At 31.0% G+C, this 25,172-nt stretch carries 28 protein-coding genes; all 28 read left to right on the top strand.

Features of this window, described 5'->3' with window-relative positions; all coding sequences use genetic code 11:
- Positions 1 to 89 precede the first annotated feature (89 nt).
- Positions 90 to 488 carry a CD1247 N-terminal domain-containing protein gene (locus JK636_RS19520; RefSeq protein WP_202750659.1) on the top strand — a complete coding sequence of 133 codons (399 nt, stop codon included), beginning with the start codon at positions 90 to 92 and terminating at the stop codon, positions 486 to 488.
- Positions 489 to 610: 122 nt separating this feature from the next.
- Positions 611 to 1,540 (top strand): stage III sporulation protein AA, encoded by a 930-nt coding sequence (gene spoIIIAA / locus JK636_RS19515; RefSeq protein WP_202750658.1) that lies wholly within the window; start codon positions 611 to 613, stop codon positions 1,538 to 1,540.
- Entirely contained in the window at positions 1,533 to 2,051 is a 519-nt protein-coding gene (gene spoIIIAB / locus JK636_RS19510) for a stage III sporulation protein SpoIIIAB (RefSeq protein WP_202750657.1), read from the top strand. The genes spoIIIAA and spoIIIAB overlap by 8 nt, the downstream gene beginning before the upstream one ends.
- Before the next feature lie 12 nt (positions 2,052 to 2,063).
- Positions 2,064 to 2,261: a stage III sporulation protein AC gene (gene spoIIIAC, locus JK636_RS19505; protein WP_202750656.1), complete on the top strand. Its 198-nt coding sequence runs from the start codon at positions 2,064 to 2,066 to the stop codon at positions 2,259 to 2,261.
- A gap of 9 nt (positions 2,262 to 2,270) precedes the next feature.
- The gene (spoIIIAD, locus tag JK636_RS19500; RefSeq protein ID WP_202750655.1) at positions 2,271 to 2,654 is read left to right on the top strand and encodes a stage III sporulation protein AD; all 384 of its coding nucleotides are present in this window, start codon (positions 2,271 to 2,273) and stop codon (positions 2,652 to 2,654) included.
- Between the two features lie 9 nt (positions 2,655 to 2,663).
- The gene (gene spoIIIAE / locus JK636_RS19495; RefSeq protein ID WP_202750654.1) at positions 2,664 to 3,812 is read left to right on the top strand and encodes a stage III sporulation protein AE; all 1,149 of its coding nucleotides are present in this window, start codon (positions 2,664 to 2,666) and stop codon (positions 3,810 to 3,812) included.
- Between the two features lie 8 nt (positions 3,813 to 3,820).
- Positions 3,821 to 4,408, top strand: a complete 588-nt coding sequence (gene spoIIIAF / locus JK636_RS19490; protein ID WP_202750653.1) for a stage III sporulation protein AF — start codon at positions 3,821 to 3,823, stop codon at positions 4,406 to 4,408.
- A gap of 117 nt (positions 4,409 to 4,525) precedes the next feature.
- Positions 4,526 to 5,164 (top strand): stage III sporulation protein AG, encoded by a 639-nt coding sequence (gene spoIIIAG / locus JK636_RS19485; protein WP_202750652.1) that lies wholly within the window; start codon positions 4,526 to 4,528, stop codon positions 5,162 to 5,164.
- A gap of 58 nt (positions 5,165 to 5,222) precedes the next feature.
- Positions 5,223 to 5,717 carry a SpoIIIAH-like family protein gene (locus JK636_RS19480; RefSeq protein WP_202750651.1) on the top strand — a complete coding sequence of 165 codons (495 nt, stop codon included), beginning with the start codon at positions 5,223 to 5,225 and terminating at the stop codon, positions 5,715 to 5,717.
- 79 nt (positions 5,718 to 5,796) lie between these two features.
- Entirely contained in the window at positions 5,797 to 6,198 is a 402-nt protein-coding gene (locus JK636_RS19475) for an Asp23/Gls24 family envelope stress response protein (RefSeq protein ID WP_202750650.1), read from the top strand.
- 164 nt (positions 6,199 to 6,362) lie between these two features.
- Entirely contained in the window at positions 6,363 to 6,770 is a 408-nt protein-coding gene (gene nusB, locus JK636_RS19470; RefSeq protein WP_202750649.1) for a transcription antitermination factor NusB, read from the top strand.
- A gap of 129 nt (positions 6,771 to 6,899) precedes the next feature.
- A complete protein-coding gene (locus tag JK636_RS19465) occupies positions 6,900 to 7,748 on the top strand; it encodes a tetrahydrofolate dehydrogenase/cyclohydrolase catalytic domain-containing protein (RefSeq protein WP_202750648.1) in 849 nt (282 codons plus the stop codon).
- A complete protein-coding gene (gene xseA / locus JK636_RS19460; protein ID WP_202750647.1) occupies positions 7,738 to 8,943 on the top strand; it encodes an exodeoxyribonuclease VII large subunit in 1,206 nt (401 codons plus the stop codon). The genes JK636_RS19465 and xseA overlap by 11 nt, the downstream gene beginning before the upstream one ends.
- Positions 8,944 to 8,962: 19 nt before the next feature.
- Positions 8,963 to 9,184 carry an exodeoxyribonuclease VII small subunit gene (locus JK636_RS19455; protein WP_202750646.1) on the top strand — a complete coding sequence of 74 codons (222 nt, stop codon included), beginning with the start codon at positions 8,963 to 8,965 and terminating at the stop codon, positions 9,182 to 9,184.
- A 5-nt stretch (positions 9,185 to 9,189) separates the two neighbouring features.
- Complete coding sequence (locus JK636_RS19450; RefSeq protein ID WP_202750645.1) at positions 9,190 to 10,053, top strand: polyprenyl synthetase family protein; 864 nt, start codon at positions 9,190 to 9,192, stop codon at positions 10,051 to 10,053.
- A 330-nt stretch (positions 10,054 to 10,383) separates the two neighbouring features.
- Complete coding sequence (gene dxs, locus JK636_RS19445; RefSeq protein WP_202750644.1) at positions 10,384 to 12,282, top strand: 1-deoxy-D-xylulose-5-phosphate synthase; 1,899 nt, start codon at positions 10,384 to 10,386, stop codon at positions 12,280 to 12,282.
- Positions 12,283 to 12,340: 58 nt separating this feature from the next.
- Positions 12,341 to 13,153, top strand: a complete 813-nt coding sequence (locus tag JK636_RS19440; RefSeq protein ID WP_202750643.1) for a TlyA family RNA methyltransferase — start codon at positions 12,341 to 12,343, stop codon at positions 13,151 to 13,153.
- Positions 13,154 to 13,175: 22 nt separating this feature from the next.
- Positions 13,176 to 14,027, top strand: coding sequence for an NAD(+)/NADH kinase (locus JK636_RS19435; protein WP_202750642.1), 852 nt, complete (start codon positions 13,176 to 13,178; stop codon positions 14,025 to 14,027).
- Entirely contained in the window at positions 14,027 to 14,488 is a 462-nt protein-coding gene (locus tag JK636_RS19430) for an arginine repressor (protein ID WP_202750641.1), read from the top strand. Before JK636_RS19435 ends, JK636_RS19430 begins: the two co-directional genes overlap by 1 nt.
- 1 nt (position 14,489) lies before the next feature.
- Positions 14,490 to 16,193, top strand: a complete 1,704-nt coding sequence (gene recN, locus JK636_RS19425; RefSeq protein WP_202750640.1) for a DNA repair protein RecN — start codon at positions 14,490 to 14,492, stop codon at positions 16,191 to 16,193.
- Between the two features lie 211 nt (positions 16,194 to 16,404).
- A complete protein-coding gene (spoIVB, locus tag JK636_RS19420; protein ID WP_202750639.1) occupies positions 16,405 to 17,631 on the top strand; it encodes a SpoIVB peptidase in 1,227 nt (408 codons plus the stop codon).
- Positions 17,632 to 17,825: 194 nt separating this feature from the next.
- Positions 17,826 to 18,638 (top strand): sporulation transcription factor Spo0A, encoded by an 813-nt coding sequence (spo0A, locus tag JK636_RS19415; protein ID WP_202750638.1) that lies wholly within the window; start codon positions 17,826 to 17,828, stop codon positions 18,636 to 18,638.
- A 590-nt stretch (positions 18,639 to 19,228) separates the two neighbouring features.
- A complete protein-coding gene (locus JK636_RS19410; protein ID WP_202750637.1) occupies positions 19,229 to 19,486 on the top strand; it encodes a hypothetical protein in 258 nt (85 codons plus the stop codon).
- Positions 19,487 to 19,842: 356 nt separating this feature from the next.
- Positions 19,843 to 20,469: a stage II sporulation protein M gene (spoIIM, locus tag JK636_RS19405; RefSeq protein WP_202750636.1), complete on the top strand. Its 627-nt coding sequence runs from the start codon at positions 19,843 to 19,845 to the stop codon at positions 20,467 to 20,469.
- A 600-nt stretch (positions 20,470 to 21,069) separates the two neighbouring features.
- Complete coding sequence (locus tag JK636_RS19400; protein WP_202750635.1) at positions 21,070 to 22,377, top strand: pyrimidine-nucleoside phosphorylase; 1,308 nt, start codon at positions 21,070 to 21,072, stop codon at positions 22,375 to 22,377.
- 136 nt (positions 22,378 to 22,513) lie between these two features.
- A complete protein-coding gene (locus JK636_RS19395) occupies positions 22,514 to 23,683 on the top strand; it encodes a D-alanyl-D-alanine carboxypeptidase family protein (protein ID WP_202750634.1) in 1,170 nt (389 codons plus the stop codon).
- Positions 23,684 to 23,815: 132 nt separating this feature from the next.
- Positions 23,816 to 24,589 (top strand): segregation/condensation protein A, encoded by a 774-nt coding sequence (locus JK636_RS19390; protein WP_202750633.1) that lies wholly within the window; start codon positions 23,816 to 23,818, stop codon positions 24,587 to 24,589.
- A complete protein-coding gene (gene scpB / locus JK636_RS19385) occupies positions 24,561 to 25,172 on the top strand; it encodes an SMC-Scp complex subunit ScpB (protein ID WP_202750632.1) in 612 nt (203 codons plus the stop codon). The genes JK636_RS19390 and scpB overlap by 29 nt, the downstream gene beginning before the upstream one ends.

Raw genomic sequence — 25,172 nt, 5'->3', positions numbered from 1 at the left:
ATAATATTTATTAGAGTGCTAAATAGAATTGCAGTATAAAATTTGTGTTTTATACTGCTTATTTATTAATTTTTTGAGGATGTGATTATATGGATTCTTTATTATCAAAAGTTTCTTATTTAAACGGATTAATTGACGGCATGGAAATTGACAAAACCAGCAAGGAAGGTAGAATAATTTCTGAGATGGCTAAGATATTGGAGGCCATGGCTGACAAAATTGAAATTTTAGAGGATAGTCAGGATGAACTTGAGGAATACATAGATTCAATAGATGAGGATTTAAGTGCTGTTGAAGAAGATTTATATGAAGATGATGAATGTGATGACTGTTTTGAGGATGACGATTATGACAACTACATAAGTATTAATTGCCCTCATTGCGATGAAACAGTATATATTGACACTAATATATGTAATTGCAATGAACAAATAACCTGTCCTAATTGTCATAAGGAAATTCCATTAGAAGACTGTTGCGAAGACTAATAGAAAAAAGACATGTAGAGTTTTATCTCTATATGTCTTTTTTTTATTTTTTAAATTTTTATTTAAAAGGAATATTTTTATAAAAATTCAAATAGGAATTATATAAGAGGGGAGGATAAAAAATGAAAGATACTAAAGATGTATTAGAAGTACTTCCAATACATATTAAAAAAATATTTGCTAATCTAAAGGGACTAGAGGAAATGCAGGAGATTAGGCTGAAAGTTAATAAGCCTCTTATTATACAGATAGGAAACGAAGAAATAATAACAGACTACATTGCAACTCTTCAGGATATAAAGCTTATTCTTCAGCATATAAGCAATTACTCTATCTATGCTTATGAAGAAGAAATAAAGCAGGGATACCTCACAATTAAGGGCGGACATAGAGTTGGAATGTGCGGCAGTTGTGTGGTTGAAGACGGAAAAATTAAAACTATTAAAAGTTTAGGATCTGTAAATATAAGAGTATGCAAGGAAATAGAAGGCTGTTCTAATAAAGTAATTCCATTTATTTTAGATAATAATCAGGCTTTAAATACTATTATTATTTCTCCGCCAAGATGCGGAAAGACAACTCTTATTAGAGATATTGCAAGAAACTTATCTGATGGTATTAAGGCTATTAACTTAAGAGGCAGAAAAGTATGCATTATTGATGAAAGAAGTGAAATAAGCGGATGCTACAATGCAGTGCCTCAAATGAATGTAGGAGTTAGAACGGATGTGTTGGATAATTGTCCTAAGGCAGAAGGAATAATGATGGCTATAAGAAGTATGGCTCCTGAAATCATCATCTGTGATGAAATAGGAACTTATAAGGACATTGAAAGCATATTAATGGCACTGAGTTCAGGTATAAAACTTATAACTACTATTCATGGATATGGTATTGAGGATCTATATAACAGAAAAGTTTTTAAAGATGTTATAGATAATCATGTTTTTCAAAGAGCTATTGTACTAAGCGATAAAAACGGTGTAGGTACAGTTGAATTTATATACGATTTTGAGAAAATGGACAAACTATGGAGGAAACAAGATGATTAAAGAAATGGGATGTTTGATAATCGTAGCAGCTTCAACTATCGCTGGTTTTATGTATTCTGAAAAATTTAAAAAGAGAGTGAAGCAGCTTAATGAATTTGAGAGAGCTATTAATCAGCTTCAAGATGAAATAGAGTATACTCATACTCATCTTCCGGAAGCATTTAATAACATAGCAGAAAAAAGTGAAAATCCTATAAATAAGGTTTTTAGCAAAGTTTCTAAACTGCTTTATGAAGGTGAAGCAGAAAGCGTATATGATGCTTTTGAAAAAAGCATTAAAGATAAGAAATTTGAACTGAATCTAGATGAGGATGATATTAATGTAATATTAGATTTATCTAAGACTCTGGGAGATTCTGATATAGATGGGCATAAAAGAATGTTTTCTTTAGTGCGCAATAACTTAAAAAAAAGAATAAGTATAGCTGAAATAAGTATGAGCAAAAATGTAAAGATGTATAGATATCTAGGTTTTACTATAGGGGCTATGCTTGTTATTGTTTTGATATAGGAGGTGGACAAGATGTTGGATATAAGCTTGCTTTTTAAAATAGGTGCTTTTGGCATTTTGCTAATGATATTGGAAAAGGTGTTAAAGGCCTCAGGTAAAGATGAAATTGCGATGATAGCTAATATAACTGGTATAGTAATAATTTTAACTATGGTAATAAGGCTTATTAGTCAGTTATTCAGCAGTGTAAGAACTATGTTTACAATTTAGGAGGTTATTATGGAAATTGTTAAGATAGTAGCCTTTGCATTCATAGCTTTAGCAATAGTTATTATACTTAGAAAAAGTAATGATACTTTAGCTGTACAGGTTAGTACAGTTGTTGGAATATTAATATTTCTGTTCATGATAAGCAAAATTACTGCAATACTGCAGCTGCTGCAGCAGCTTGCCATAAAAGCCAATATAGATTTTGTTTATTTAAACACTGTATTTAAAATACTTGGTATAGCTTATCTAGCCTCCTTCTGCAGTGAAATCTGCAGAGATGCAGGTGAAGGAAACATAGCTTCCAAAGTAGAGTTTGCAGGAAAGATTCTTATTTTGGTTCTTTCCATACCCATATTAATGGCGGTACTTCAATCTATTCTAAAGATAATGTAGAGGTAAATTATGAAAAAAATAATAATAACGATTATGATTATATTTCTATTACCTTTTAATGTACAAGCTTTTGAAGGAGCAAATGAAAGCCAGCAGCAAAGTACTCAGATAGAACATCTTTATGATTATATTGTTAATATGAAAACTCAATCGGAAATACTGAAGGATTTAGATGCTAAAGAGTACGTGAAACAGTTTATTAAAACTGGAGATGGCAAGGTTTCAGCCAGTAAGCTTATTAAAGCTGTAACCGCTTATTCTCTAAAGGAAGTTATAGCAGTAATAAAATCAATGTCTATGCTCATAATAATTGCTATAATATGTGCTCTTTTAAATAATCTTCAAAAGGCTTTCAGCAGGGATGACATATCAAATATTGCATATTTTGCCTGCTATGCTTTGATAATAATAATACTTTCTAAAAGTTTCTATGATGCTGTAGAAGTTGCTAAGAGCACAATTAATAAGACGGGAGACTTTATGGCTGCACTGGTACCGGTACTTTTAATGCTTTTAGCCAGTGTTGGAGGCTTCGTGGAAGCTACAGTAATGGATCCTATTATCATTGCAGCAATTAATATTAACGTAAAGATATATGTAAATCTTATTATTCCTATTATTTTTATGAGTTTTGTGCTTCAATTTGTCAACAATATATCCACTGAATTTAAGATAGATAAATTGACTAAGCTTTTAAACCAGGCTGCCATATGGACGCAGGGAATTATCATGACAATATTTATAGGAATTATTACAATTAGAGGAATAACCTCAAAAACCATAGATCAAGTAACTGTTAAAACTGTAAAATACGCTGTAGATAATTTTATTCCTATAGTTGGAAAGGCTTTGTCTGATGCTATAGCTACAGTGGCAGGATATTCACTTCTGCTTAAAAACGCTTTAAGCGGACTAGGACTTTTAATAATACTTCTGGTTGTGCTTTTTCCTATTATAAAGCTTCTTATAATGTCTTTTGTTTTTAAGCTTACTGCAGCTTTGATTGAACCAATCAGTGACAGTAAAATTGTTAACTGCATAACATCTGTTGGAAACTCCTTGACTTTAGTTATGTCCTGTGTAATAAGCGTGTCAATTATGTATTTTATTATGATATCAATTATTGCCTCGGCAGGAAAAATGGCCATAGGAGGGTGATGAAGTATATGATTGATGGATTAAGAAATTGGATTATAGAAATATGTACTGCAGTAATATTTATAACAGCAGTAGAAATGATTTTGCCAAATAATAACTTAAAAAAGTACGCAAAGTTTGTTCTAGGGCTAATACTAATCACGGTGTTAATTAATCCGATTATAAAGTTATTTGATAAAAATTTTGATTTGGCAGCATATACAAATAAGGCTTATGAGTATATGGATGAGAAGAAATATGAAAATGATGTTGAAAAGTACAAACAGGAGGGGATGAATAAGACTGTCAGTGTTTTTAAAGAAAATGTTGAAAATTTATGCAAGGAAAAGCTTAAAGAAGAATTTCCGAGGAACAACTATAAAGTAGATGCCGCAGTTGATTATGATAAAAGCAGCGACAGCGTATATGTGAAAAACGTTAAGGTTGGTATTAAAGATGGAACTATTGAGTCGGTCAAGAAAATTGATATTGGCTCCAAAGGAGCAGCTGCAAGTTCCAACCCATCAATAAATGATGAAAGAAGCCGGCTAATGAAAAGTTACTTAAGTAAAGAATTGAAAATATCTGAAAGCTCTATAGAGGTGTATAAGAATTAAAATTATTACATAAGGAATATAAGGAGGTAAAAGGTCTAAATGACCTTTTACGAGTAATTTTCGAGCGGAGTGAGAATATTAAATTACTCAGTGCTTCCGAATATAAGGAGGAGAACTATGGATATTAATAAAATTTTGGACGAGATTGTTAATAGAATTAAAAAATTGTTTACCAGTGAGGAAGATAAAATTGAAAAAAAGAAAAACAACAAACTGCCTAATTTTTTAATTATATGTTTAAGTCTAGTTTTAATAAGCGTTCTAGTGATACTTGGAAATGATTTTTTCAAAAGTACAAGTGCAGTTAAAATAAATTCACAGGCAAATTCTCCACAGCCAAGGGAAGGCTTTAGTGTAAGTGATTATGAAACTACCGAGGAGAATAAGCTAAAAGCTGTTTTAGAAGATATTGACGGCGTAGGCAGAGTAAAAGTAATGCTTACTATTGATGGTAGTGAAGAACAAGTACCAGCTGTCAACATCAATAATTCAACAAGCAATACAAAAGAGCAGGACAATAACGGAGGAACAAGAGAGACTACTCAAAAGAATGATGGCAGCACTATAGTACTCACAAATGAAGGAGATAAAAATCAACCTCTTATAGTTAAAACCAATAAACCAAAGATAGTTGGCGTTTGCGTAGTAGCTGAAGGAGCAAAGGAAAGAGTAGTTGAACTCAAAATAACACAAGCAGTAACCAGGTTATATAATATACGCCCAGATAAAGTTAGTGTTTATCCAATGAAGAAGTAATATATTACTAAAAAGAATCATATAATTCATTAAAAAGATTGTTAGGGGGAATACCAAAATGAATAAGAAACAAGCCTTTATTATTGCCACTTTACTAGTACTTATTGTATGTGCAGGTGTGTTAGCTGCAAGAGTGAACAGTCCTTTATATGTGGATAGTTCTGAAATATCAACAAAAACTAATGCACAGGCAGGAGATAAGAGCAAAGGTGATTTCTTTACTGAAAGCAGATTAAACCGCGACAACAATAGAGCAACAATGCTGCCTACATATCAAACTATAATCAATGACCCAACATCCTCGAAAGAAGCAAAAGACAAGATGACAGCTCAGCTTAAGAGTTTGACTACAAACAATGAAAATGAACAAAAAATTGAAAATGCATTAAAGGGAAAGGGTTATGAAGATTCATTCTGCCAGATAATGGAGGAAAAAGTAACTGTATATGTTAAGACTAAAGACAAGCTAACTGACAAGCAGACAAAGGAAATTAAAAACATAGTTTTAGGCGCAACAAAAATAAAAGATGTAGAAATTGCTATGAAGCAATAGTAATTGTAAAAACATAATATATTTGATATAATGAACCTAAGATAAGAACTGTTGCTTATTTAAGCAAGGAGGTACTGATATGGAAGAGAATATAAAAGAAGAAGTAGATATGGGTATTGTTAAAATATCTGACGAAGTAGTAGGAGTTATCTCTGGATTAGCTGCTACAGAAATTAAAGGTATTGTAGGAATGAGTGCCAATCTCGTAGGAGGCATTACTCAAATCCTTACTGGAAAGAAAAATCTGTCCAAGGGAGTTAAGGTAATCGTCGGCGAGAGCAGTGCAACAATTGATTTATTCGTAGTTGTTGAATATGGAGTTAAAATTACAGAGGTTTGCAAGCAGGTTCAAGACAATGTAAAGAAGACTGTTGAAGCAATGACTGGGCTTGTGGTCTCAGCTGTAAACATTCATGTTCAAAATGTTGTAATTCCTAAATTGGATGAGGAACCTAAAGAACAGGAAGAGACTGAAGAATAATTTATTCCCTCTGAAATTTCAGAGGGTTTTTCTTTGCGTGGAAGCATTTTTTATTATCATAGTACAAAACTTATATTTGTATATTTATAATTAACTTGATAATAATTGAAATATAGAATAATATTAAATATTGATATAGCTTATGAGTCTTAGGAGGAAATAAAATGAACAGAAGAAAATCAAGAGAAATTGCAATGAAACTGCTTTTTGAGATGTCTATAAAGAAAGAAAATTATAATGAGATATATGAAAACTTTAAAGAAAATACAGATATGGATTTACAAGATATTGATATGGAATATGTATTTAGAGTGCTTAAGGGTGTAGAGGAAAATCAAAAAACAATAGACGACAAAATTGAAGAAAACTTAATAAACTGGAAACTTAATAGAGTAGCTAAGATAGATTTAGCGATTCTAAGAACTAGTACATATGAAATATTTTATGAGGATGATATACCAGATAAAGTATCAGTTAATGAAGGCATAGAACTAGCAAAAAAGTACTCAGATGAAAAATCTTTTCAATTTATTAATGGTGTTCTTGGAAAGATGATAAAAAATAATAATTAGTTTTATATCTAGATAAACAACTTCAACTATAAATTTATACAGCGTGAAAAAGCGGTGAAGCTTCGCTATTTTCCCACTTTATATATTAAGTTTACGTATTGTTTATCTATAGTTTAAGGGGGAGTTATGATGGGAATGGTTATTGATGGGAAGGCCGTAGCTAAAAAATATAAGGAAGAAATAATTGAATTTACAGAAGAAAGAAAAAATAATTCCTTAAGAGTTCCTTGTTTAGCAACAATTCTTGTAGGTGAAGACGGTGGATCCTTATCTTATGCAAATAACCAAAAGAAACTATGTGAACAGCTCGGAGTGATAAACAGGCAAGTTATTACAGAGTCAAGTGTGACAGAAGACAGACTTATTAATATCATAGAGGAATTAAACAATGACTGTACTGTCGATGGAATAATAATTCAGCTTCCACTACCTGGTCATATTAACGAAAAATCAGTAACCTCATGCATAAGCAGAAAAAAAGATGTAGATGGGCTAACGGACATTAATACAGGAAAGTTTTATAAGGGTGAAGAGTGCTTTGTACCTTGTACTCCTCAAAGCATTATAAATTTAATTAAAAGTACCGGCTGTGAAATTAAAGGAAAGCATGCAGTAGTAATTGGAAGAAGCAATATTGTAGGGAAGCCTGCTGCTCAGCTTTTATTAAATGATAGTGCAACAGTAACTATATGTCATTCTAAAACAGCTAATTTAAAAGAAATATGTAAAACTGCTGACATACTTGTATGTGCTTTAGGTAAGCCAGGATTTATTACAAAAGAATACATAAGGGAAGGCGCAGTAGTTATAGATGTTGGCACAACTGTAGTAGATGGTAAGTTAAAAGGGGATGTATGCTTTGATGAAGTCATTGATACAGCTGGATTTTTAACTCCAGTTCCAGGAGGAGTAGGAGCACTTACTACAACGATGCTAATAAAAAATACTTGTGAGGCTATGATAAAAAATGTACATTAAAACCTTATCTGTTTCTGCTTTAAATAATTACATAAAGAAAACCTTAGATGCTGACTTTATATTAAATAATTTAAGCATTAAAGGAGAAATATCAAACTTAAAGCTGCACTCAAGCGGACATATGTATTTTTCTCTTAAGGATGAAGGCAGCAAGATAAACTGCATAATGTTTAAAACCTACGCAAGCAGCTTGAAGTTCTTACCTAAAGATGGAGAGTCTGTAGTGGTAAAAGGAAAAGTATCTGTATACGAGAAAGATGGTGCTTATCAATTATACTGCCAGGAAATTACTCAGGAAGGACTCGGAGAACTTTATATAGCCTTTCAAAAGCTTAAAGAAAAGCTTGAGAAACAAGGGCTGTTTGATGAAAAAAGAAAGAGGCCTTTACCTAAATACCCAAGAAGAATTGGTGTGATAACATCACCTACAGGGGCTGCTGTTAGAGATATAATCAATGTTTCCACAAGAAGATATAAGGGTGTTAACATGCTGATTTATCCAGCATTAGTGCAGGGCTATAACGCAAGTGAAGATATAATTAGGGGTATTCAAACTTTAAATCAGATAGAAGATATAGATGTAATAATACTGGCAAGAGGTGGAGGTTCTTTAGAGGAACTTTGGGCGTTTAATAATGAAGAGCTTGCTTATGAAGTTTATAACTCTAAAAAGCCCATTATAACCGGAGTTGGTCATGAAACAGATTTTACAATTGTTGATTTCGTAAGCGACAGAAGAGCTCCAACACCATCTGCGGCCGCTGAAATGGCTGTACCTAATAGGGAAGAGCTTCTTAGAGGTATCAATACATATGAGTCAGCTTTAAATACGTCTATTTCTAATACTTTAAAAGACTACAATAATAAAATTGAAAGTTTGAGAAAAACTTTGTATTTAAACAGTCCGGCTAATTTTATAGTAAATCAATATAACTATATAGACAGGCTGCAGGATACATTAAATTATAAAATGAAATTAATCTTACAAAACAAAAAAGAAAATTTAGGTAAGTTAAATTCTCTTTTAGATGCTCACAATCCTCTTAAAGTACTTAATAAAGGTTATGCCATGATTCAAGATAGTGATGGCAAAATAATAAGTGAGAAAAAAGATTTGAAAGAAAATAAGGAATTTCTCATAACTTTAAAGGATGGAAAACTTAAGGCATGTATGAATTCTATAACTGAAATATAGCTAAGGAGAAAGAATTAAGATGGCTAAAAAAAATGAAAGTTTTGAGAGCATGATGAAAAAACTTGAAGAGGTAGTAAGTGCTATGGATGCTGATACTTTAACTCTTGAACAGTCTATGAAGCATTATGAAGAAGGTATTATCCTCTGCAACAAGCTTTATAAGGTTATTAATGACTCAGAAGAAAAAATTAAAATTTTAACTCAAAATAAAGAGCAAGATTTCTTAAACAGTGAGGAGTAAAGGATATGGAGTCAATAAAGCTGAAGATTAATGATTATTTAGAAAACTATTTTAGAAAAGAAGTATCCTATAATCAGCATTTATATGATGCTATGGCTTACAGCATAAATTTAGGCGGCAAGAGAATACGTCCAATCTTAATGCTTTTAACTTATAGCATATATAACGATAATTACGAAAAAATAATGCCAATAGCTGCTGCCATAGAAATGATACATACTTACTCTTTAATACATGATGATTTACCATGCATGGATGATGATGATATAAGAAGAGGAAAACCAACTAATCACAAGGTTTTTGGTGAATCAATGGCAGTGCTTGCAGGAGATGCTCTTTTAAATGAAGCTATGAACATAATGTTTGATTTTTGTATTAATAATGATAAGAGCTCACTTAGAGCCTGTAGAATGATATCTCAGGCTGCAGGGGCAGAAGGTATGATTGGCGGACAGGTAGTTGATATTTTAAGCGAAGGAAAAAGTATCTCAAATGAGGAACTTCTATATATGCATAATAAAAAGACAGGTGAGCTCATAAGAGCAGCAGTACTAGCAGGTGCTGTAATCGGAGGAGCTTCTAAGGAAGAAGAAACTTTATTTGATAAGTTTGGCGAGAAACTAGGTCTTGCTTTTCAAATTAAAGATGATATATTGGACATAACAAGCAGTAAAGAAGTTTTAGGGAAAACTGTTAATTCAGATATAAATAATAATAAGACTAATTTTATTTCTATGTACGGTTTGGAAAAATGCAATGAATTATGTGAAAATCTAACAAAGGAATGTATTGATATGCTAAATAAAATTAGTGAAGATACAACTGATCTTAAAGAAATAACAAAGTTTCTATTGAGAAGAGAGCTATAGAAGCATATTTTCAAAACATAGCTAATTATGCTATAATAAATTACGATATTTAAAGCTACTAAAACAATAATTAGTAGCTTTTATTTTTAGTATTTAATATATATAATGCAATAAAGCTCTTACATTCATGATGTCACAAAATATCCAATCTTCAATGATTTTTGGGACATCATGAATTTATTAGAACTTTTGCATTGTATAATATGAAAAAACTTTACATTATCTAAATTATAGTGATAGTATAGTTGTTAGATTACAGTGCTTATATATAGGCAATAATTTATAATATGCAGCAGAAAATAAAATACTAATGTTAGAGGATAGATAAGTATGTATGAAATTTTAGATAAATATAATGATCCAAAAGATATAAAAAAAATGTCTTATGCGAAATTAGATAATTTTGCTCAAGAAATAAGACAATTTCTGATAGATAAAGTTTCAAAAACAGGAGGGCATCTTGCCTCAAATTTAGGAGTAGTAGAATTAACTTTAAGTCTTTACAATGTATTCGATTTTACTAAAGATAAAATTGTTTGGGATGTAGGCCATCAGGCATATGTTCATAAAATACTTACTGGCAGAAAAGACAGGTTTGATTCTCTTAGAAAATACGGAGGCATGAGTGGTTTCCCCAAAAAAGATGAGAGCAACTTTGATATGTTTCAGACTGGTCACAGCAGCACATCTATTTCTGCAGCCCTAGGAATGGCTCGTGCAAGAGATTTAAGAAAAGAAAAGCATGAAGTTGTCGCAGTAATAGGCGATGGTGCCCTTACAGGTGGAATGGCCTTAGAAGCTTTAAACGATGCAGGATATAAAAAGACAAAACTTATTGTAATTTTAAATGATAATGAAATGTCAATAGGAAAGAATGTAGGAGGTTTATCTACATACTTAAGTAAGCTAAGAGCTGATCCTAAGTATAATAAGCTTAAACATGAACTTGATAGTACGCTAAGAAAGATTCCAAGCATAGGAAAAGGCATGGCTGAATCTATAGAGAAAATTAAGGATGGTATAAAACAGGTAATTGTACCAAGTATGCTTTTTGAAGATATGGGAATTACTTATCTAGGACCTATTAACGGACATAACATAAAAGACTTAACAAAGGTTATGTCAATGGCTAAAAGCATTGATGAACCAGTAATAATTCACGTAGTTACTCAAAAAGGAAAGGGTTACTCATATGCAGAGAAAAATCCAGGCAAATTTCATGGTATTGGCCCTTTTAACTGTGACAGTGGTGAAATTTGCTCTGCTAGCGGAGAAAACTATTCGGGGACTTTTGGAAGTGAACTATTAGAAATTGCCAAAGACAATAAGGATATAGTTGCTATAACTGCAGCAATGAGAGATGGTACGGGACTAAGTAAATTTGCAGAGAAATTTCCGGAAAGATTTTTTGATGTAGGAATTGCAGAACAGCATGCAGTAACCTTGGCGGCAGGACTTGCAACAGAGGGTTTAAAGCCTGTTTTTGCTGTATATTCTACTTTCTTGCAAAGAGCTTATGATCAAGTTCTTCATGATGTATGCATACAAAACCTGCCGGTTATTTTTGCTATTGATAGAGCTGGAATTGTTGGAGAAGATGGTGAAACACATCAGGGAATATTCGATATATCCTATCTCTCTCATATGCCTAATTTAACAATTATGTCTCCTAAATGTTTAGAAGAATTAAGACATATACTTAATTGGGCTGTTAAGCAGAACTTTCCAATAGCTATAAGATATCCTAGAGGAGGAGATAACAATTCTCTAAAGTTAGAACCTTTAAAGGAATTTAGCAAAGGAAAATGGGAGATTGCATACAGTTACGAAAAGGAGAATAGTCTTAAAAATGATAATAGCCTTAAAAAGGTTGCTGTTATTGCTTCAGGAAAAATGGTTCAGCATGCCTTTTTAGCAAAAGAGAAGCTGTCTAAGCTTCCAGTAAACCTAACTATTGTTAACGCTTGTTTTATTAAGCCTATTGATAAAGAACTTATTAAAAAATTTGCAGAGAATAATTATGACATAGTTACTATTGAAGACAATGTTATACATGGAGGGTTAGGCAGTGCAGTACTCCAATATGTATCGACATTAAATAGTGGTACAAAAGTACTGAATTTAGGTTTTAAGGATGAATTTATTACCCATGGCAGTTTAGATATACTTTATAAATTGTATGGTCTAGATGCTGGCGGAATAGCAGACAGTATTAGAAAATTACTTTAAAACAATTAAAGATAAATATATATAATTTTATGTATTTAAAGGAATACTGGAGGGTATTATGACGGAAGCAAAGGAAAGGCTAGATGTGCTGCTTGTTGATAAGGGGGTTTTTCCTTCAAGGGAAAAAGCCAGAGCAAGTATCATGGCAGGACAAATATTTGTTGATAACCAGAGAATAGATAAATGCGGAGAAAAGGTAAAGCTAAGCTCTAATATAGAATTTAGAGGAGAAATGCTTCCTTATGTCAGCAGAGGCGGACTTAAGCTTGAAAAAGCGATAAAGAAATTCAATATTGATTTAAAAGATAAGGTTTGTTTTGATATAGGTGCTTCAACTGGGGGATTCACTGACTGCATGCTTCAAAATGGAGCCAGCAAGGTAGCTGCCGTTGATGTTGGTTATGGTCAGTTTGCCTGGAAGCTTAGAACAGACCCCAGAGTTCTATGTCTTGAGAGAACAAATGTAAGGTATTTAACTTCTGAACAAGTTGGATTTATAGGGAATTTTGCCAGCATAGATGTATCCTTTATATCTCTTAAAAAGGTTATTCCAGCAGTTTCGAATCTTTTAGATCAAAAGGGCGAAATTGTAGCCTTAATAAAACCTCAATTTGAAGCTGGAAGAGAAAATGTTGGCAAAAAAGGTGTTGTTAAAGACCCAGAGGTTCATAAACAAGTTATTCAAAGTATAGTAAATTTTATTATCAGTATGGAATTAAACATAATAAGCTTAGATTATTCTCCTATAAGAGGACCGGAGGGTAATATAGAGTATCTTATATATTTTACTAAGGATAAAGATTATAATGTAGGATTTGATACTGAACTTATAGGAAGTATTGTTGGTAAATCCCATGGGGAACTAGACTAGCTGCCTTGTGAAGGGAGATATTATGAAGAATATTGGTATAAATATAAATACTGAGAAAGATTCAAAGGGTGCAATTTTAGATGCGATTAAAAGAAATATAAAAAGCACAATTGCAGATTCAAATATTACAATTTTTGAAAATACCTTGGGTCTTAATAAAAAATCAGTTGAAAAGTTGGATTTTATTATCTCCTTAGGGGGAGATGGAACGTTGCTTGGAACTGCCCGTGAAATATCAAAGTACAGCGTTCCTATAATGGGAGTTAATATAGGAAATCTAGGTTTTCTTACTGAAGTGGAAAGTTCCGACTTTTGTTATGCAATTAAAAGCATCAGCCAAGGAAATTACAAAATTGAAGAACGCATAATGCTTGAATGCACTATTGAAAGCGGTGATACTTCAAAAAAGTACATATGCCTAAATGATGTAGTTCTTTCTAAAGGTGCTCTTTCAAGAATGGCAAAATATGAAATATTTATAGATGATAAATTTTATTCTTCTTTTACAGCAGATGGAGTTATTGTATCAACTCCTACTGGCTCTACTGCTTATTCTCTATCAGCAGGTGGACCAATTATGTATCCTGACCTTAAACTTATGTCTATAACACCTATATGCCCTCATTCTCTAGGAATAAGAACTATGGTTATAGATGGAAAAAGCATGGTTAATATAAATTTGAAGAAAAAATATGAAAGTATTTTTTTAACAGTGGATGGCCAACAGTCTCAAGAACTAAAAGAAGATGATAAGGTTACTGTAAGCATGAGTGGAGACGTATGTAAATTAATTAAGCTTGATAATTATGATTATTTTGATATATTAAGAAGAAAAATTACTTCAAGAACAAAAGAGTGTGAAGGTGGTAAATAATGAAGGTTGCTAGACAAGCTAAAATATTAGAAATTATAAACTCACAGGATATTGAGACACAAGAAGAATTAGCTTATGAGCTTGAAAAGTTGGGAATGGACGTAACTCAGGCTACTGTTTCGAGAGATATCAAAGAGCTTAAACTCATAAAGGTATTGTCAAATAGCGGGAAATATAAATATGCATCTATATCTCCAATAGAAAAATTTTTATCTGATAAATTAGTTAATGTATTCAGTCAGACAGTTTTATCTGTAGAAAATATAGATAAGTTTATAATTGTTAAAACAATACCAGGTTCTGCTTCTGTAGCAGCAGAAGCTATCGATTCTTTAAATTTTGATGGCATAGCTGGAACAATAGCTGGTGACAATACTATATTTATTCTAGTCAGAACACTTCATCAGGCTAATCAGCTGGTTCAAAGGATTAAAAGAATGATAAGCGAACAGGAGGCGTAATATGCTTCTACAAATAAATATTAAAAACTTTGCGTTAATAGAAGACTTAACCATATCCTTTGATAACGGTTTTAATGTTTTAACAGGAGAAACTGGGGCGGGAAAATCAATTTTAATAGATGCTATAAATTATGTTCTTGGAGGAAAATTCAGCAGGGACTTAATTAGAACTGGTGAAGAAAAAACCTATGTAGAGGCAATATTTACAATCGAAAATGATAAAACAAAAAATCTTTTAAAAGAGTTGGAAGTAGATTTTGATGATTTGCTTATAATAAGCAGGGAAACTTTTCATTCAGGAAAAAGTATAGCTAAAATTAATGGAAAATCCTTGATTCTTTCAAACATAAAAACTATAAGCTCAACTTTATTAGATATACATGGGCAACATGAAAATCAAAATCTATTAGACTCAGGAAATCATATAATCTATCTTGATTTATTTGGTGAGAAAAGCTTACAGGATGAATTGAAAGATTATAATAATATGTATAAGGAATTTTTGAGAATCGAACATGAATTAGAAAAAATTCAAGGCAAAGAGGGAGAAAAAGAAAAAGTAATTGACTTTTATAAATATCAGCTTGAAGAAATTAATAAGGCTAACCTTAAAAAAGAAGAAGACAAGGAACTTGAAAGTCAATATTCAATACTCTCAAATGCTGAAAAAATTAACAAGATATTAAGCAGCAGCTTTGAAATGCTTAGCAGCGGAAGTGATAATTATATATCAGTTATAGAAAGTTTAGGTATAATAATTAAAGATTTGAGAAGTATAGAAAGACATGTTGAAAAAATTAAAAATTTAGCAGACGGTCTTGAAGAAGCTTTTTATAATATAGAAGAGAGTTCGGAAGATATAAGAAAATTAAGAGATAACATACAGTACGATGAAGAAAAGCTTGAAATAATAAACAGCAGAATTTATCAAATAGGATTGCTAAAAAAGAAATATGGCAATAGTATTGAAGATATCCTTGAATATAGAAATAAAATAGAAAAAGACTATAACGAATTAGTAAACAGTAGTGAGATTATTGAAAAGTTAAAATTTGCAAAAAATAAATTGCTTAATCAATTGAAAGATAAAGTAAAAAAAGTTCATAATATAAGGGGAAACATTTCCGTAAAACTTGAAAAAGCTGTTATGGAAGAATTAAAGTATATAGGACTTGAAAAAAGTACTTTTAAAATCGAGGTAGCAGAAACTGGCAGTTTTAATGAGTATGGCAGCGATAAGGTTCAGTTTTTAATATCTACTAATCCAGGTGAGCCGATTAAACCTCTTGAAAAAGTTGTATCAGGTGGAGAACTTTCAAGAATAATGCTTGCATTAAAATCTGTTTTTGTTGATAAAGATATGATACCATCAGTTATTTTTGATGAAATAGATGTTGGAATAAGCGGCAGAATAGCACAAAGTGTGGCAGAAAAAATGTACAGTATATCCAATAGACATCAAGTGTTTTGTGTAACTCATCTGCCTCAAATTGCATGTATGTCTGATAGTCATTTTCTTATTTCAAAACAGGTAAAAAATGAAAAAACCTTTACCTTTGTACATAAAATGAATGTGGAAGAAAAACAATCCGAGATAGCAAGGATGATTGGAGGATCTGAAGTTACGAAGCTTACTTTAGACCATTCAAAAGAACTTATCTTTATGGCAGAGCAAAAAAAAAATAATCTAAAAAGCAAAATTTAATAATAAAAAATTATATTTGTGGAAAAATAAAGTTATAACTGTAAAAAGTTATAACTTTTTTTACTTTAGTGATAATATATAACTTATTTTTATCAGCAATTATATTGCTCAGCAATGTTTTAACAGCATTTGAAACTTTATAATAGGATAATAATAATTGCTGCAGGGCAACTTAAAGTTAGAAAATCGTTAAGAGACAGGAGGCAAAAGCATGAAAAAAAAGTTAAAAAGAATATTATGCTGGATTTTAACTCCTTTAACCCTTTTAACTTTAAGCATATATTATAATGTTTATAATATACCTACAACAATGTTTGTAAGAGAAGGGCAGGAAATAAAAAGCAATCAGTTTATTAGACTAAACGAAGAAAATGAGATTAAGGTCAATAATTTAATACAAAGTAATTCAAGCATCAGAAAATTAAAAGTCAGCTTTTTAGGACTTGTACCTTTAAAATCAATATCAGTAAGATCTGTTCCATCAGAAATTTCATTATATCCAGGAGGCCAGCCAGTTGGAGTAAAATTAAATACAAAAGGTGTCTTAGTTGTTGCCTTATCTGACATTGAAACAGTAAATGGGAAAAGTACCAGTCCTGGGGCTCTGTCAGGAATTCAAGTAGGAGACAGCATACTAAAAATTAATAATGAAAATATAAATAGTTCCGAGCAGGTTTCTAAAATAGTTAATTCTTGTAAAGGTAAGGAATTGACTGTAATAGTTATGAGAAAAGGTTCAGAATTGATTAAAAATATTAAGCCGATTCAATCCTCTAGTGATGATAAGTATAAAATAGGTCTTTGGGTTAGAGATTCTACAGCAGGCGTTGGAACACTTACATTCTTTGATGATAAGTCAAAAAAGTTTGCAGCTTTAGGTCATCCCATTACAGATGCTGATACTGGAACTCTTTTAAATATAAGTTCAGGTCAAATAATAAACTCATCTATTGTATCTGTAAGGAAAGGTGCAAGAGGAAATCCCGGAGAACTAAAGGGTATATTTGTGGATGAAGATATAACCTTAGGTGATATATCAAAAAATACAGATTGCGGTATATTTGGAAGTACCAATAAAAGCTTAATAAACAGTAAATTTAACAAGCCAATGAAAATAGCTTTAAGACAGGAAATAAAAGAAGGACCAGCAAAGATAATTACAACAATAGATGGCGGTGAACCAAAAACTTATGATATAGAAATTCAAAAGCTGCTTCAGCAAGAAGAGCCTGGTCCGAAAAGTATGGTAATTAAAATAACAGATCCTGTACTTCTTGAAAAAACAGGTGGTATAGTTCAGGGCATGAGTGGTAGTCCTATAATACAAAACAATAAATTAGTTGGCGCAGTAACTCATGTTTTAATCAACAAACCAGATGTAGGATATGGGATATATATAGAATGGATGCTGAAGGATGCTGATATTTTGACAAAATAGTAGTAATTATCTAAAAACAATAGTATAATAAATAATAAATGAACATAAAACGATTAAATTATGACTTATGTTCATTTATTATTTTTTTTAAACAAATTAATAAAATTTTTTTAAGATATAGAAGGAATTATTATAGTTTTGTCGAATTATTTAATTGTAAAGATATGGAATTAAAATGAAGGGAGTTTATTAATATGGAAGATTCAAAAATTAGTGTAATTATTGCAGATGATAACAAAGAATTTTGTAATATTCTAAATGATTATCTACTTAATCAAAGAGATATTATGGTAACAGGAATAGCGAAAGATGGGGTTGAGGCACTAAAACTTATACAAGAGAAAAAGCCTGATTTGGTGGTACTTGATATTATTATGCCGCATCTAGACGGCCTGGGGGTATTAGAAAGACTTAATACTATGAATATTGATCCTATGCCAAGGATAATTGTATTATCTGCAGTAGGACAAGATAAAATAACACAAAGAGCCATAACATTAGGTGCTGATTACTATGTAGTTAAGCCTTTTGATATGGATGTATTTACCAAAAGAATTAGACAAATGTTTAATAATACAATTTCAGGAGACGAAACAAAAAGAACTGTGTCTATAATGGAAACTACAGAAATCAGAGTAAATAGGAATGAACCTATTGATTTAGAATCTGAAATTACAAACATAATACATGAAATAGGAGTACCAGCACATATTAAAGGCTATATGTATTTAAGAGAAGCAATAAGTATGGTGGTAAATGATATAGAATTGTTATCTGCAGTTACAAAAGAGCTATATCCTTCAATAGCTAAAAAATTCAATACTACAGCTAGCAGAGTTGAAAGAGCAATAAGACATGCTATAGAAGTAGCATGGAGCAGAGGTCAAGTTGAAACAATAAACAAGCTCTTTGGGTATACTATACATAATGATAAAGGCAAGCCTACTAACAGTGAGTTTATCGCAATGGTGGCTGACAAATTAAGACTAAAGAATAAGGTTAGCTAGGAGGCTTGGTTGAGCAATCTTAAAATGTAATCATATCGATAAGCTGTGTAAAATTCGATATGAATTAAGCCTTTTAATATTTATAAATAGAAAATTAAATTATTTGATTACACCTTTTGAATATTGGTTCAATGACTAATTTTCAGGAGGTGTATTTATTTTGCCTAAAATTATATTTTCTATTGTCATTAGTTTATCCATTAATACACCTCACTGCTAATATTATATAGTATTAGATTGGATGTTGAAGAGTATATTTTTCTGTGAAAAATGAAAGTAAACAACCCAAAAGTAGTATAAATATGAAATTTGAATTAAAAGAATCAAAGTTTTAAAATGAAGTAAATTATTTAGGGTATGTACACTATATAAATCACAATGGATGGATATATGATGGTGAAATATGTAATGGGTACTATGAGCGGCAGCATGATAGAAAAGTTGAAATAAGCAAAGTAAATACTATATGTTATACTTGAACCAAAAGAAGAGGTAATAATGGGTGAATAATTGGATATTGTCTCTACGCATAATATTGGTGTTATCACAAATAATAAAACGTACTATAAAAAACTAGGAGATGTAATTGTATGATTAAGAACGATGTAAAATATGCAATTGAATTAACAGAAGAAGCAATACAAAATTTTGGTGATGACTCGACAGCTCCAAGTTATGTGGCTGAGCATCTTGGGATTGATAAAGTCATGACTGAATTTTCTTGGGGAGAAAACGATAATAGAAATTTAGTTCTTACTGCTAGAATTTTGGATGGAGTTAATAAAGGTGAAGCTTTAGATGAGTTAAAAGATAACGAATATGTAGAAAAATACTATAAATATGAGTGATGTATATCTTGGTATAAAATATATTATTTAAGAGTATCTTAAATGACATCTTATATACATAGTCATCTGCTTTTGCAGGTGGCTATTTTTGTTTACTAAATATTAAAATCTAATTAATATATAGTTTCTATAATTGTCATTAAATCGTCATATTTTATATTTAATATAAATGTTGAACAAAATAATATCCCCAATATAATATTTTTGTTAGTTGTCAGTGAAAAACAGTTGTCTATAGATTAATACATAGCTGTTTTTTATTTTTTATAGATTTAGAGTTTGAAATAATTGTTATGCATATATCTCTCTTTATTATCATAAATATTAAAAGATAGTTTACAAAGGGGGATAAAAAGATGAGCAATAGAAAAATAACAACCAGTCTTAATGAACATTTACAGCAAAATTTTTGGCTCTATGTAATAAGCTTATTTTGTGTTTTTACTGGGATTGTTTTAGGGATTTATGCAGTTAAGTACATGAATAACGTAGAAAATAGTGATTTATTAAGTTACTTTACAAATTTTAATCAGAATATTTCAAATGGGGACTTCAAATACAGTATGATAATTTCTGATATCATAAAAAATAATATTTCCATTATTTTGGCTGTATGGTTTCTAGGATTAACTATGGTTGGGATACCAATAATACTCATAATTGATATTATAAAAGGTTTTACATTAGGTTTTACTATAAGTTTTATTGTAAAAGGCTTAGGAACTAAAGGTATAGGTGTTATTTTAATTGGAATTCTGCCTCAGAATATAATATATATACCTTGTATTATTATTGCATCTGTAGTAGCTATGGAATTTTCACTTAGTATTCTTCGAGAAAAAATGAACAAGCAGTGGGTAAGCAGCATTTGGATGAAAATTACATCCTATTCCTTTATTTTTATATTAATATCAGTATTGATGGGTGTTGGCTTCCTTTTAGAAGCCTATGCAACACCAAACTTGATAAAGATAATAATTTGATAGGATGGGTTTATTTTGGAAAGCAGAGATAGATTTATAGAATTTTTAATAACCTTGATTAAAAGTTTTTTAGTATTGGTTTTTTTTGGAATTCTTCTCCCCAAGTGTTTAGATTTTTTACTTTACAAAATAAATAAATCAAGTGTATATGATAACAGCATTTTAGTTAATTTTGTTGTAGATAAAAATACCAAATTGATATATAATTATATATACATTTTAAAATTAATATTTTACATAAAGGTTTAGCTGGACTGAGCTTGTAGAGTTTTATAAATAACTTAAGTGAATTATGATTTCTAAGCGTGCATTTATTTTTAATTGCACGCGTTTCTTGTCTTTCGCAATAAAAATAAATTACTAGAGTTATTTTTAAATTACTAAAGTTTTTAAAATAGCTGCAGAGTGTATAGGCAGATGAAGAAAATACATGTTCATGAGTATTTACGAAATAAGTATTATAGCAGATGTGAATATTGTAATAAGAAATAGTTTTTCTGATATAGGTAAAACTATATTTGTTTGAAGAAGACTTATAATAAGTAATTTATATTTACGATATATAAATTTAAATAAATATACGTCAGGGGGAAACCTTATATGAGAATGTACGACCTTATATTAAAGAAAAGAAATGGTGAAGAGCTTAGTAGAGAAGAGATAAACTTCTTTATAGAAAATTATACTAACGGTAATATTCCTGATTATCAAGTATCAGCTCTAATGATGGCCATATTCTTTAAAAAGATGAACAGCAGAGAGACTGCTGATCTTACTATGGCAATAGTTAATTCTGGAGATATTTTAGATTTATCTGCTATTGAAGGAATTAAAGTTGATAAACACAGTACTGGAGGAGTAGGAGACACTACTACACTAGTTCTTGGACCTATGGTTGCTGCACTAGGAGTTCCAGTTGCAAAAATGTCTGGAAGAGGCCTTGGACACACTGGAGGTACTATCGATAAGCTTGAATCTTTTAATGGCTTTTCTGTTGAAATGACAAATGAAAAATTTATTGGAAATGTTAACACAATAAAATTAGCTGTTGGTGCTCAAACTGGAGATTTAGCTCCTGCTGATAAAAAGCTATATTCGCTTAGAGATGTAACTGCAACGGTTGATAATGTTTCTCTTATTGCGTCAAGCATAATGAGTAAGAAAATTGCTGCTGGAGCAGACTGTATAGTTCTTGATGTAAAGGTTGGAGAAGGAGCGTTTATGAAAACTCCTGAGGCAGCCTTTGAACTTGCTCATGAGATGGTGTCCATAGGCAATAATGTTAACAGAGAAACCATTGCAATAATATCGGATATGGATCAGCCTCTTGGTTTTGCGGTTGGTAATGCTCTAGAAGTTAAAGAAGCTATAGATACTTTAAAGGGCAAAGGACCTAAGGATTTATTTGAATTATGTCTTACACTCGGAAGCAACATGGTTTTACTTGCAAAGAAAGCTAATAGTGCTGAAGAAGCCAGAGAGATGCTTTTAGAAACCATAGAAAGTGGTAGTGCATTAAACAAACTAAAAGAGTTTATAGCAGCTCAAGGTGGAGATTCTTCATATATTGATGATGTAGAAAAATTTCCAAAGGCTCAATATGTTGTTCCTGTAATCAGTGATGACGAAGGCTATGTTACTAAAATACATGCAGAAAATATAGGATTAATTGCAATGGAATTAGGAGCAGGAAGAGCTACAAAGGAAAGTGTAATAGATTTAGCTGTAGGAATAGTCCTAAACAAGAAAAGAGGAGATTCTGTACTTAAAGGTGATGTATTAGCTTATGTTCATGCTAATGATATGGAGAAAGCTAATGAAGCAGTAAGAAAAATACAGAAAAACTATGTTATAAAGTCACAATATAGTGAGAATATACCTTTAATATATGGTGTAGTAACAAAATAGATAGTATATATATTATCAAGGGAGCAGTTGCTGTTTTTAGGCGATTGCTCCCTGTTTTTTGCTATAAGTTAACAGTGTAAATTTGTGATAATCTTAGTGAAAGTGGTAAAACTAAGCTTATGGAAGGAGGATGTATATGAAAAAATGTAATAAAGTATTTTCTTTTATATTATCTTCAATATTTATTTTTCAAGTGTTTACTGTAAAGGTTAAAGCAGATGAACAAGGACTTAACGTTGATGCTAAATCAGCACTTCTTATGGAACCTTCAACCGGAAAAATAATATTTGAAAAAAATTCACATGAAAAATTTGCTCCAGCATCTGTAACTAAGATTATGACAATGCTATTAGCCATGGAAGCTGTAGACAACGGAAAAATTAAGCTTAGTGATAAGGTTACAATTAGTGAGAACGCAAAAAAAATGGGTGGCAGCACAATGCTTTTGGATACAGGGGAAGTTCGTACTGTAGAAGAGCTTTTAAAGGGTATAGCAATAGCTTCAGGTAATGACGCTGCTGTAGCTATGGCAGAATACTTAGGAGGTAGCGAAGAAGCCTTTGTAAAGCTTATGAACGAAAGAGCGCAGGCTTTAGAAATGAAGGATACAACTTTTAAGAACTGTAATGGCCTCAGCGCTGCAGGTCATGTAACAAGTGCATATGACATATCTATTATGTCAAGGGAGCTTTTAAAGCATCCTACAATACTGAAATATTCAGGAACATATATGGAGACTATATCTGAAGGCAGGAAAACACCAATAGCATTAGTTAATCATAATAAATTAGTAAGATTTTTCAACGGCTGTGACGGCTTAAAAACAGGCTTTACAGAAGAAGCAAAATACTGTATTTCAGCTACAGCTGTAAGAGATGGTGTAAGAATGCTTTCTGTTATAATGGGAGCTCCAACCTATAAGGTTAGAAACAGAGATGCAAGCATGCTTATGAATTACGGTTTCTCAAAGTTTGAGAGTAAAAAAGTTATAAGCAAGGATGAAGATGTAGAAAAGATATATATTAATAAGCAAAGTGATAAATATTTTGTTGCTAAAGCAAAGAAGGATACTTCAGTAATCCTGGAAAAAGGTATAAATTCTAAAGTAGAGAAAAAATGTGTGTTGACTATAGATAGCAATAAAAAAGAATATAAAAAAGGTGAAGTTATCGGTTACTGTGAAGTTTTTGTAAATGGTAATTCAGCAGCCAAAGTTCATATTTATTGTGATAGAGACTTTAAAAAAGGCGGAGTTTTTGAAAATCTTAAAAATAATATTCAAAGAATATTTGAAAATGCAATATAAATAATTAGAAAACAGCTCTTAGTCGATTAATAATGTGAACTAAGGGCTGTTTTTTAATAATATGTTTGTATTATTCACAAAAACAATTTAAAATACAAATAAGAGTATTATATAAATTTGGGAGAGATATAAATGTCATTGAACATAAAGATAGATAATTTTGAAGGTCCTTTTGATTTTCTGCTTCATTTAATTAAAAAGAACGAAATGGATATTTATGATATTAAAATTTATGATATAACTAATCAATATCTACAGTATCTGCAGCAAATGAAAGAGTTTGATTTGGAAATTACCTCTGAATTTGTCTTAATAGCAGCTACCCTTTTAGAGATTAAATCAAAAATGCTGCTTCCGAATATTTCAGAGGATGAAGTTTCAGCAGATGAAGAGAAGGATCCTAGAAAAGAACTTGTTAATAAGCTGATTGAATATAAGAAATTTAAAAATGTTGCTAAATATCTAAAAAACTTAGAACTGAGCTATGGAACAGTTTATACTAAAAAGCCTGAAATCATTGAAGAGAAGAACAAGCAAATAGATTCTTTAGATATTTTAAAAGGAGTAACTATGCTCCAGCTTTACAATTTATTTAATGATCTAATAAATAACTATTATAATAAGATGAACAAGGAAAATATAGTACAAAGAGAAATTCCAGTTGATGCATATAAAATTGAGGACAAGATGGAGTATATATCTAGTAGAATGATGTCTTTTAAAAGCATATATTTTTCAAAATTCATTGGAGAGTGCACAAACAAAATGGAGGTTGTAGTAACCTTTCTAGCATTATTAGAGCTCATAAAACTTAAAAATATAAAAGCTGTGCAAGAAAATAACTTTACGGAAATTTATTTAGAGAGGGTAGATACTAATGACGAAGATGAACATGAATCAAATTGAAATAAATGAGTTTTCAAGAAAGAAACTGTATTTCTCAGTGATTGAGGCTTTACTTTTTGTAAGTGGTGAGCCTTTAAAACTAAGGGAAATAAGCAATATAATCGAGCAGGATATGGATAGTACAAAAGAGCTTATTTTTGAGCTTCAGAGAAAGTATGAAGGAGAAGACAGGGGGATTATGCTTATTAGTATAAATGATGAATATCAGCTAGTGAGCAAGCCGCAAAACAGTGATTATATTCAAAAATTGTTAAAAACAAATACAAGGCAGTCTTTATCTCAAGCCTCATTAGAAACTTTGGCTATTATTGCATACAAGCAGCCAATAACAAGGGTGAGCATAGATGAAATCAGAGGAGTAAAAAGCGACAGGGCTGTATTAACACTACTTGATAAAGGTCTTATAAAAGAAGCAGGGAGAATGGAAGTAGCGGGAAGACCTATACTTTACTCAACTACTGAAAAGTTTTTATTATACTTTGGGCTTGAAAATTTAAAGCAGATGCCTTCTTTAGAAGAAATATTAAAAGAGGAAGATATTGAAATAGAAGAAAATAAGAGTGAAACTGAAACAAAGGAATAA

The sequence above is a fragment of the Clostridium rhizosphaerae genome (assembly GCF_016765585.1).
Classification (GTDB): domain Bacteria; phylum Bacillota; class Clostridia; order Clostridiales; family Clostridiaceae; genus Clostridium_AT; species Clostridium_AT rhizosphaerae.
Note: the sequence above shows the minus strand (reverse complement) of the source record. Positions and strands in the feature narration are given on the sequence as shown.

What these genes read in the sequence shown, in the direction of transcription:
- JK636_RS19520 (WP_202750659.1), top strand. Translation starts at nt 90, where the DNA reads ATGGATTCTTTATTATCAAAAGTTTCTTATTTAAACGGATTAATTGAC.
- spoIIIAA (WP_202750658.1), top strand. Translation starts at nt 611, where the DNA reads ATGAAAGATACTAAAGATGTATTAGAAGTACTTCCAATACATATTAAA.
- spoIIIAB (WP_202750657.1), top strand. Translation starts at nt 1,533, where the DNA reads ATGATTAAAGAAATGGGATGTTTGATAATCGTAGCAGCTTCAACTATC.
- spoIIIAC (WP_202750656.1), top strand. Translation starts at nt 2,064, where the DNA reads ATGTTGGATATAAGCTTGCTTTTTAAAATAGGTGCTTTTGGCATTTTG.
- spoIIIAD (WP_202750655.1), top strand. Translation starts at nt 2,271, where the DNA reads ATGGAAATTGTTAAGATAGTAGCCTTTGCATTCATAGCTTTAGCAATA.
- spoIIIAE (WP_202750654.1), top strand. Translation starts at nt 2,664, where the DNA reads ATGAAAAAAATAATAATAACGATTATGATTATATTTCTATTACCTTTT.
- spoIIIAF (WP_202750653.1), top strand. Translation starts at nt 3,821, where the DNA reads ATGATTGATGGATTAAGAAATTGGATTATAGAAATATGTACTGCAGTA.
- spoIIIAG (WP_202750652.1), top strand. Translation starts at nt 4,526, where the DNA reads ATGGATATTAATAAAATTTTGGACGAGATTGTTAATAGAATTAAAAAA.
- JK636_RS19480 (WP_202750651.1), top strand. Translation starts at nt 5,223, where the DNA reads ATGAATAAGAAACAAGCCTTTATTATTGCCACTTTACTAGTACTTATT.
- JK636_RS19475 (WP_202750650.1), top strand. Translation starts at nt 5,797, where the DNA reads ATGGAAGAGAATATAAAAGAAGAAGTAGATATGGGTATTGTTAAAATA.
- nusB (WP_202750649.1), top strand. Translation starts at nt 6,363, where the DNA reads ATGAACAGAAGAAAATCAAGAGAAATTGCAATGAAACTGCTTTTTGAG.
- JK636_RS19465 (WP_202750648.1), top strand. Translation starts at nt 6,900, where the DNA reads ATGGGAATGGTTATTGATGGGAAGGCCGTAGCTAAAAAATATAAGGAA.
- xseA (WP_202750647.1), top strand. Translation starts at nt 7,738, where the DNA reads ATGTACATTAAAACCTTATCTGTTTCTGCTTTAAATAATTACATAAAG.
- JK636_RS19455 (WP_202750646.1), top strand. Translation starts at nt 8,963, where the DNA reads ATGGCTAAAAAAAATGAAAGTTTTGAGAGCATGATGAAAAAACTTGAA.
- JK636_RS19450 (WP_202750645.1), top strand. Translation starts at nt 9,190, where the DNA reads ATGGAGTCAATAAAGCTGAAGATTAATGATTATTTAGAAAACTATTTT.
- dxs (WP_202750644.1), top strand. Translation starts at nt 10,384, where the DNA reads ATGTATGAAATTTTAGATAAATATAATGATCCAAAAGATATAAAAAAA.
- JK636_RS19440 (WP_202750643.1), top strand. Translation starts at nt 12,341, where the DNA reads ATGACGGAAGCAAAGGAAAGGCTAGATGTGCTGCTTGTTGATAAGGGG.
- JK636_RS19435 (WP_202750642.1), top strand. Translation starts at nt 13,176, where the DNA reads ATGAAGAATATTGGTATAAATATAAATACTGAGAAAGATTCAAAGGGT.
- JK636_RS19430 (WP_202750641.1), top strand. Translation starts at nt 14,027, where the DNA reads ATGAAGGTTGCTAGACAAGCTAAAATATTAGAAATTATAAACTCACAG.
- recN (WP_202750640.1), top strand. Translation starts at nt 14,490, where the DNA reads ATGCTTCTACAAATAAATATTAAAAACTTTGCGTTAATAGAAGACTTA.
- spoIVB (WP_202750639.1), top strand. Translation starts at nt 16,405, where the DNA reads ATGAAAAAAAAGTTAAAAAGAATATTATGCTGGATTTTAACTCCTTTA.
- spo0A (WP_202750638.1), top strand. Translation starts at nt 17,826, where the DNA reads ATGGAAGATTCAAAAATTAGTGTAATTATTGCAGATGATAACAAAGAA.
- JK636_RS19410 (WP_202750637.1), top strand. Translation starts at nt 19,229, where the DNA reads ATGATTAAGAACGATGTAAAATATGCAATTGAATTAACAGAAGAAGCA.
- spoIIM (WP_202750636.1), top strand. Translation starts at nt 19,843, where the DNA reads ATGAGCAATAGAAAAATAACAACCAGTCTTAATGAACATTTACAGCAA.
- JK636_RS19400 (WP_202750635.1), top strand. Translation starts at nt 21,070, where the DNA reads ATGAGAATGTACGACCTTATATTAAAGAAAAGAAATGGTGAAGAGCTT.
- JK636_RS19395 (WP_202750634.1), top strand. Translation starts at nt 22,514, where the DNA reads ATGAAAAAATGTAATAAAGTATTTTCTTTTATATTATCTTCAATATTT.
- JK636_RS19390 (WP_202750633.1), top strand. Translation starts at nt 23,816, where the DNA reads ATGTCATTGAACATAAAGATAGATAATTTTGAAGGTCCTTTTGATTTT.
- scpB (WP_202750632.1), top strand. Translation starts at nt 24,561, where the DNA reads ATGACGAAGATGAACATGAATCAAATTGAAATAAATGAGTTTTCAAGA.